The sequence below is a fragment of the Zarconia sp. genome, assembly GCF_057467645.1.
On sequence record NZ_JBRJXU010000065.1, the window covers coordinates 148,774 to 157,065 of the forward strand.

The following is an 8,292-nucleotide window of genomic DNA, read 5'->3' on the forward strand; positions in this document are numbered from 1 at the left end:
TCGCAACGAACTTATTGTCCATTGTCAATTGTCCATTGCCTACTCTCCCATCTACGGCAGAGGTAAAAGCAGTCCTTGGGCTTCATTAAGGTTGCCCAACACCTCATCGCGCACCAGATTTGTCCGGCGGGAGATCGCCATGGAATACAATCGCTTGAGTTCGACAAATCGGGTTGCTTCATCTCCCCCGTTCAGGAGTTGGGTTTCGCGCGCTAAATAATCGTTCACCTCATCTCGCAACTCGGCGATCGGATCGTCGCTTTCAAGCAGGGTCAAAAACCGACCTTCAGGAGAATCGCTCGATGGATTTGCTCGTTTTAAGGCGGCGATCGTCTGGGGAATTAAGGTATTGGTGGGTTTAACTTGGAACCTGTCGGGAATGAAGTCGAGCAGGCGCTGGCGATCGGTTGATAGAATCGGGTTTTCCAGGTCGATCGCCATAACCGATGCCACAAACTCCCGAGGGACGATGCCTTTGCCCATCAGTTGGTCGATTTCATCATTATCGATATGGCTTGCTTCCGGCACGAACCAGGCGAAATGGCTATCTCCGGGTCGCTGACCGGCTAATTTGACGGCTGATTCTTGCACCAACCGATCGTACTCTGCCGCTTCCACCTTCGCCATTTCAGAAAACTGGCGGCTTTCGGTAATGCCTAAACCTCGGTATCCGGCAAATCCCCCCCCAGCAATCAGCTCGACATTGAGAAAAAAGCTATCGGGGATGGCAATCTCGCTTTGGGAGGTGGTGTCGGAAAATGGATGGAGGTTCGAGGGGCGATCGTCGCTGATAAAGTTGACCTCTGTAGTTTGGAAAAGAGGTTTAAGCAGTTCCTTTGCCTCCGTCACTTCCACCACCGATCGATCGGTGCGGACGCTCGCATTAATTTTCCGAGTATTGAGTCTGCGGATCGCGGGAATTATTAATTTCTCCAGTTTTTCGGCACTGGTGAGGTGTTCCTTCAAGCGTTTGCTATCGGCAACCGGCCAGCGATCGGGTTGTTCGGCTTTCAGGTAGGTGGCTTCCGAGGCAAAAGAGTGCCAGTTATTCCACGGGAAGAACAGTTCTTTCATAATCGGCGCGCCGTTGACGTGGCAAGCCATGCAAGTTCCCGTCCGCTGTCGAGGGGTTAGCGCAGAAGCCCCCACCGACGACCCGCGAAATTTCCAGCTCAGTTCGTTGGTTCCGCTGCGATCGAGTTTATAAAAATTGTAGCGACCGCGCTGGCTATCCCAACCCCACACCTCCAGGAAGTCGGGGGTCTCGGAAAATTTTTCCGAATCGAAGGCAACGGACATCATCACGTTGGGTTCGAGAAATTCACCGTCGGTTTCCCCTCGAAATGCCAGAATGCCTCGACGAGATTGTCCCAAGCGTTTATCGACGATCCGCTCGTCAACTACATAGGTTTCTGTCGCATCGGGTTGCATCAGATTTTCGATGTCTGTGAGGTTGGTGACATCGGGACGCTTCTGCAGAACGAGGTTGAAAAACGGATCGCCAAGTTCGTCGAGTTCGGCGGGGGGTAAGGGTTCGACTCGGGCGCGATCGTGGGTCTGTTTGAGTAAGGAAACTGGTTGCGCTTGGGCGGAAAAAATACCGATGGTGAAGATTCCCAGGATTACTGTCAGGGCGATTGCACCTCGAATGATGGTTTCGCGCAGGATATTCGCCATTCTCATATCAATGCCTCCTGCCCGGTTCTCGCCCATTCGGGTAATGCGTCTTCCGGAGCGGTAATTACGTCTACTCCCACCGAAAGCTTCGTGGAAATTTGAGTTCCCGTCACGATCGAACGGCTGTCGAGGGTCAGACCCGGAATCACGTTCAGCACCGCTCGCCGTCCGTTGCGACTCACCTGCCAAATCCCTCGGTTGCGATCGGGGTTGTTAATGGCAATGCGCTCGCCATCGACTTCCCAAATGCCATCGAGTTTGAGAATTTTGATGCCCACCGGATCTGCTAAGCTCAAGGCGCGCGACCCCCGAGCTTGATTTTGACAGGCAGTACAGACGAAGGGATCGGAATTGCGAGTGTGCAGACAGTTCGCGTTATGGCAAATCTCGGCCGGATCGACTTGGGGGTTGGGAATGCCGCACTCATGGACGAGGGTAAACAAGGCACTCATGGTATTAAACTGTTGGGACAAGCAAAGAATGCCTTTCTCGCCGTTATTCCAGGGGTTTTGGGGTAGGTGTTGGCGGAACCTAAAAGCCCGATCTTCGGGGCGATCGAACTCGGTGCCAAGTAATTCCCGTGGCGTTGGGTTTGCACCGGGAATCACCGCTTGAATACCTGCAACGAGAGCCTCGAAACTGACTTGGGCAAGGGCTTCGTAGTACTCGAGAAATTCAGTGGTGAAGGTAATTTGACGAACGGCCCCATTTGAATCTCGTTGGGTGCGCCACTCAACATATTCGTCCTGCAATCGGATGCGCTGCCGATCGATTTCTTCGTCGGATGCAACCGCTGATTTTGGAAATGCGATCCAGGACACCGTGTCTATTTGGGCTTGAGTCTCGGTGTCAAGTTTGCTGAAGGCTTCGATTCTCGTGAAGTTGGAATTGGGAATGCGAGCAGAGTTGAGATAAAATCCTCTGACGATATCTCGATAGAGTTCTAAGGCTCCTTGATTTGCGAGTACGTTCGAGCGAGTTGGGTCTGTATAAAGTAACAAGGCTTTCTCCTAGTTGTTTACTCTTTGAATCGGCAATAATTGCAAAAACTCAATAATATTTAAGTTTTATTTACTAGGGTTATGATATATTTCTAGTCTAATTTTTTTGCCGATTTTAGACAGTACCTGAGGTGGGTGATATTGTTGTGAATTTTGAGTGTTTTGTGATTCGAGAAAAATAGTCTGTGAAGACAATAAATCCTCCTTGAAAAGTTGAATGATTGTTTCAGATCTTCTACGAACCAATCGTGTTTGTCTTTGAGGATACTGTCGGTTCGTACTTTGGCACTCATCTTGTCTACTTATTCAAGTCACCCGAGAACTTTCCGGAACCTTTTTATGTATTTTTGTGCAAGAAGATATGGTAAAAGATGCTAACTTAATGCGAATTCAGGTGAAGCCCGCTTTGGAGGGGGCTTTTACGCAAAAATTAGCGGTTTGGGCCGAGGATAAATCAGGTGTTCGGCCGAGCCCAAACTTGCATCGCTATGGGGAATTAGAAATATACGATTAAAAACTCAAAAGCCTGAGTATACCTTGATTTCAGCTGTTGATAACGAGTGTGGTGTTTTGGCTGCGCGGCACTAACGTTAAATTCATCTTAAATGTATAGATATATTACTCGACGGTGGAAACAGCCCGATTTCACCGACTGCAGGCAATCGTATCCTCATCCATTTCCGTAGTGCGATCTGGAAATTGCCACAGATACTGACGTAAATTAATTTTGCCGCGATCGTCGAAATCAATCCCTTCGGCTTCCAAGAGCGATCGCTGGAGATAATCGCTTCCCCGTCGCTGGGGTGAATGGGAAATTTCCCCTTTAGCATTCACCACCCGATGCCAGGGAATATCTGCCGCAATCGAGTCCACCCGATATAGTGCATATCCAACCAAACGCGCTCGACCGGCTAAATTCGCCAAGATTGCCACTTGCCCGTAAGTGGCAACTTGACCGAAGGGAATTTGACGCACGATGGCGTAAATTTGCTCGTAGACAGACATGTGTTGCAAATATCGGTGAAATTCGCCAGAGTCACAAGAGAGAAGTCAACGGCGATCTTTTCTCACTCACCCTAAAACCTTAACTCTAGTCCTCTCAATTCGATCGTTGCGTTGGGACAAAGCTAATTTCTGAATTTTCTAGATCCTGTCGTCCATGTCCCCAGGATTGAAACTCCATCGACACTGACTTCAAACACACCCTTCTCGGCACTCTCCAACATTTACAACAATTCGCAACTCACATCCTCAATCGATTTGAGGTTGTAATAGATTGATATTGCGTCTGGCTAGCGGATGAGCCGGATCGAGAGAAATCGCTCGTTGGTAGGCGTCCATTGCCTCTTCAAGCCGACCTAACCCTTCCAAGACCAAACCCAAGTTATTCCAAGCATCGGCATCGTTCGGTGTGAGAGAAATCGCCCGATTGTAGGCATCGAGGGCTTCCTCGTCTCGTTCGAGATAGTGCAAGGCAACACCCAAGTTATACCACGCGAGCACTTCTCCCATCGCCCCCCAACGACCATCACCTTGAATGGCTGCTTGACAGGATTCAATCGCTTCGGAATTGCGACCTAAGCCAATGAGTACCGAACATCGATTCGCCCACGCCAGGGAATAATCCGATGCCAGTTCGATGGCCCGATCGTGGGATGTTAAAGCCGCTGGGAGTTGTCCGAGTTCGTCGAGTCTCGTTCCTCGGTTCGTCCAAGTCGTGGCATCTTCTGGTTGAATATCCAAAGCGAGATCGCAAGCCTCCAGGGCTTCTCGTCCGCGACTTTCGGAGCAGACATCAATCAAATAATCGTAGTCTCGCGTCAGTTGAGAAACCGTCTGCGAAAGCACGATCGAGTCCTGCGCCCAAGTGGGTTGGGAGACGAGCGTTCCCAGAACGACGGCAAGCAGGTTCGATCTCAAGAAAACAGGTTTCATAAATCGTTTCATGCGCCAGGTTTCAAAGTAAACACCCCCTATCCTAACCGGACACCGTACATTTTCTCGAGCTCAGGTGCATAGACAACCGATCGCGGACAACGGACAATTGGTGAACGCTCTTATCTCTTATCTTCTGTGTGTGTGTGCGTCACCGTGTCTCTCTCATCTACCCATCCACCTGGCCGACTCACTCCATCCCATCAACTTCCCCTCTGGAGCAAGCGCATCCTGGTCACCGCACCGCGAACCTACGCTTCTAGATTAGCGCGGGAAATCGTGGATTTGGGCGGACTGCCGATTTTGATGCCGACAATTGAAACTTGTTTGCTTGAAGATTATACTGCCCTCGATCGCGCGCTTCAACAGCTCGATCGATTCGATTGGATAGCCTTTACCAGTCGCAACGGCATCGATGCCGTTGCCGAACGCTTGAATACCTTAGGACTATCCCCATCGGCACGCTGCCGCTCGATCGCCATCGGTCGAGATGCCGGCAGGCTTACCGAGTTGGGGTTTCGTGCCGACCTGATTCCCGCCGAACCCAGTCCCAACGGCATTGTCGCGGAACTCTCTCCCATCATCGATATCGCCTCCCAAACCATCCTCGTTCCCGTTCCCGAAGTGATGGGCATTCGAGAACCGAACATCGTCCCTGATTTTGTGGCGGCGTTAGAGAATTTGGGGATGAGTGTCACCCGCGTACCCGCCTACGCTACCCGGCGATCGCTCCCCAACGGTTACGAAATCGAGTTGAATCTCGTGCGTCAAGGTAAAGTTGATGCGATCGCCTTTAGTAGCAGTGCGGAAGTTGAAAGTTTTTTAGGCACGATCGACTCCCCGCAAAATCTTGCGGGATGTGCGATCGCTTGTTTTGGACCCTATACAGCCGCCAATGCCAAAACATTAGGAATGACAGTCGCGATCGTCTCGGAGGATTATAGTTCGTTTGCAGGTTTCGCCCGAGCAATGGCAGAGTTTTTTGCTCCATCGTCTGCTTGAAACCCGTAGATACACCCGATCGTCTGAAGTCGATGTCAGATCGCCGTTAAATTACGGTTCCATCGGGAATTATCGCATTTTTGAGTACGACGACGATCCCATTGCGAATATAAAATCCCAGACTTTCGCGATTGGATTCTTCCACCCGGTCTTTATTCACGATTTGGACGTTTTGACCGATGCGCGCATTTTTATCCACGATGGCACGACGAATGGTGGTCTTCTCGCCGATGCCAATGGGAATTTGACTATCCTCGGGAGCATTCTGTTCGGCAAACGCTTGGTAGTCGTCTGCCCCCATAATCAAGGACTCCTCGATGACACAATCAGCACCAATACGAGTGCGAACCCCCAATACGGAGCGATCGATCCGGCAATCTTTGAGAATGCATCCTTCCCCGATCATCGATTCGGTGACCCGAGAATTGAGCAACTTGCTCGGAGGTAAATAGCGAGCGCGGGTGTAGATCGGTGCGTTTTTATCGTAGAAACTAAAGGGAGGTTTTGGTTGCTTCGTCAGCGCCAAGTTGGCATTGAAAAAGGCTTCGATGGTTCCGATATCTTCCCAGTAGCCATCGAATAAATAAGCCTGCAGATTGTAATCGGCGGCAGCACCGGGAATAATTTCTTTTCCAAAATCCGTTTGGTCTGGAGCTTTTTCGAGTAAATCGATTAAAACTTGTTTTTTAAAAACATAAATGCCCATCGAAGCGATATAGGGGCTTTGAGCCGCTTGTTCGGGAGTCAGTCCCAGAGCGGTGGTGTCCACTTGCATCGCTTTGAGGGCATCTCCCTTGGGCTTTTCAGCGAAGTCGACCACTCGACCGGCATCGTTAATTTTCATCAAGCCGAAATCTGAGGCCCGTTTTTCGTCAATGGGAACGACGGAAAGGGTGACATCAGCGTTGGTTTCCCGGTGGCGCTTGACAAATAGACTGTAGTCCATGCGATAGAGATGGTCGCCCGATAAAATCAGGTATTCGTCCACATCCCAATCTTGCAACAGCCACAAATATTGACGCACGGCATCGGCCGTTCCCTGGAACCAACCGGGATTATCTGAGGTTTGCTGAGCTGCGAGAATCTCGACAAAACCTTCCCTAAAACTGGAAAAATTATAGCTGCGATTAACGTGTCGATTGAGCGACGTCGAGTTAAACTGCGTCAGAATGTACATCTTGTGAATGTCGGAGTTGATGCAATTACTGACGGGGATATCAATAAGACGATACTTTCCTGCGAGGGGAACCGCAGGCTTGGCTCGGAGCTTCGTCAGGGGGTACAAACGAGTACCTGCCCCGCCACCGAGAATAATGCCGAGAACTCTTTTCACCGAAACACCTCTTGACTGAGTAGGGGATTGTCCAGTCTTAGTGTCCGATTGTCTGAGTTTCTTGGCAAGGGGTCTAGCAAAATCGGTTACAGCCTAGAAGCGAGGTATGTCGAGATCGATACATTTCCTGGGTTGGAAAAATGGGTAAAATGCAGGGGATCGATTTCTGAGCGAGATCGAACGACTCGGTTGCGATCGATAAATTTATTTTTAAGACTTTACTTAGGGTGAGGGTGATGAAAGTTGCAGTTTTCAGTTCTAAAAACTACGATCGACAGTTTCTTGATGGGGCAAATGGCAATCTAGGGCACGAACTGGTCTTTCTCGAACCTCGCCTCACCTCAGAAACTGCAGTGCTCGCAGCGGGATTTCCGGCGGTTTGCGCGTTTATCAACGATCGCCTCGACGCAGACACCTTACACAGCCTAGCCGCTGGAGGCACGAAACTCATTGCCCTGCGTTCTGCGGGGTTTAATAATGTCGATTTAGCGGTGGCCGCGGAACTGGGAATGACCGTGGTGCGCGTTCCGGCCTATTCTCCCTACGCGGTAGCCGAACATGCCGTGGCGTTGATTTTGATGCTCGATCGCAAGCTGTATCGGTCTTACAACCGGGTGCGAGATGATAATTTTTCCCTGGAAGGGTTGCTGGGATTCGACTTGCACGGTTCCACGGTGGGAATCGTCGGGACGGGGAAAATTGGTTGGTGTTTCGCCCAAATTATGAAAGGGTTTGGTTGCCAATTACTCGCCTATGACGTTTACCAAAATCAGGCGTTTGTGGAGATGGGCGTGCAATATGTAGAATTGCCGGAGTTACTCTCGGCTGCGGATATCGTTTCCCTCCACTGTCCCCTCACCCCCCAGACGTACCACCTGATCGACGCAGAATCCCTGGCACACCTCAAAACCGGTGCGATGCTCATCAATACCAGTCGGGGAGGACTCATCGATACCGCAGCAGCGATCGATGCCCTCAAGTCCGGTAAGCTGGGCTATCTGGGAATCGATGTCTACGAGCAAGAAGAAGATTTATTTTTTGAAGACCTCTCGGATACCGTCATTCAAGATGATGATTTCCAGCGGTTACAATCGTTTCCTAACGTGGTGATTACGGCACATCAAGCCTTTTTTACCCGCAACGCTTTGCAAAATATTGCCGAAACGACGTTGGCAAATATTACGGATTTTGACAAAGGACGACCCTGTCCGAATCAGGTTCAACTTCCCGATTGAGAGGTGGGGAGGCAAGGGGACAAGGAGACAAGGGGACAAGGGGACAGGGAGACAAGGGGACAGGGAGATGAATTTTCCCTACACCCCACACCCCACACCCTACACCCCA

At 50.4% G+C, this 8,292-nt stretch carries 7 protein-coding genes; 2 read left to right on the forward strand and 5 right to left on the reverse strand.

The genetic code is table 11. From position 1 onward, the window contains the following. Positions 1-51: 51 nt before the first annotated feature. From AC2215_RS09820 to AC2215_RS09835, 4 genes are all read right to left on the reverse strand, one after another. The gene (locus AC2215_RS09820; protein WP_486809806.1) at positions 52-1,683 is read right to left on the reverse strand and encodes a hypothetical protein; all 1,632 of its coding nucleotides are present in this window, start codon (positions 1,681-1,683) and stop codon (positions 52-54) included. After that, positions 1,680-2,678 carry a hypothetical protein gene (locus AC2215_RS09825; RefSeq protein WP_486809807.1) on the reverse strand — a complete coding sequence of 333 codons (999 nt, stop codon included), beginning with the start codon at positions 2,676-2,678 and terminating at the stop codon, positions 1,680-1,682. Before AC2215_RS09825 ends, AC2215_RS09820 begins: the two co-directional genes overlap by 4 nt. A 645-nt stretch (positions 2,679-3,323) precedes the next feature. Beyond that, positions 3,324-3,683 (reverse strand): MGMT family protein, encoded by a 360-nt coding sequence (locus AC2215_RS09830; protein ID WP_486809808.1) that lies wholly within the window; start codon positions 3,681-3,683, stop codon positions 3,324-3,326. Between the two features lie 246 nt (positions 3,684-3,929). Continuing rightward, positions 3,930-4,613: a tetratricopeptide repeat protein gene (locus AC2215_RS09835; RefSeq protein WP_486809809.1), complete on the reverse strand. Its 684-nt coding sequence runs from the start codon at positions 4,611-4,613 to the stop codon at positions 3,930-3,932. A gap of 156 nt (positions 4,614-4,769) precedes the next feature. Here AC2215_RS09835 and AC2215_RS09840 point away from each other — a divergent pair, with 156 nt between their 5' ends. Continuing rightward, a complete protein-coding gene (locus AC2215_RS09840; RefSeq protein ID WP_486809810.1) occupies positions 4,770-5,615 on the forward strand; it encodes a uroporphyrinogen-III synthase in 846 nt (281 codons plus the stop codon). A 46-nt stretch (positions 5,616-5,661) separates the two neighbouring features. Here AC2215_RS09840 and AC2215_RS09845 read toward each other — a convergent pair whose 3' ends face one another. After that, complete coding sequence (locus AC2215_RS09845) at positions 5,662-6,948, reverse strand: glucose-1-phosphate adenylyltransferase (RefSeq protein ID WP_486809811.1); 1,287 nt, start codon at positions 6,946-6,948, stop codon at positions 5,662-5,664. Between the two features lie 236 nt (positions 6,949-7,184). Between AC2215_RS09845 and AC2215_RS09850 the strand changes: the two genes are divergently transcribed. Continuing rightward, positions 7,185-8,183: a 2-hydroxyacid dehydrogenase gene (locus AC2215_RS09850; RefSeq protein WP_486809812.1), complete on the forward strand. Its 999-nt coding sequence runs from the start codon at positions 7,185-7,187 to the stop codon at positions 8,181-8,183. The last annotated feature ends 109 nt before the right edge of the window (positions 8,184-8,292 follow it).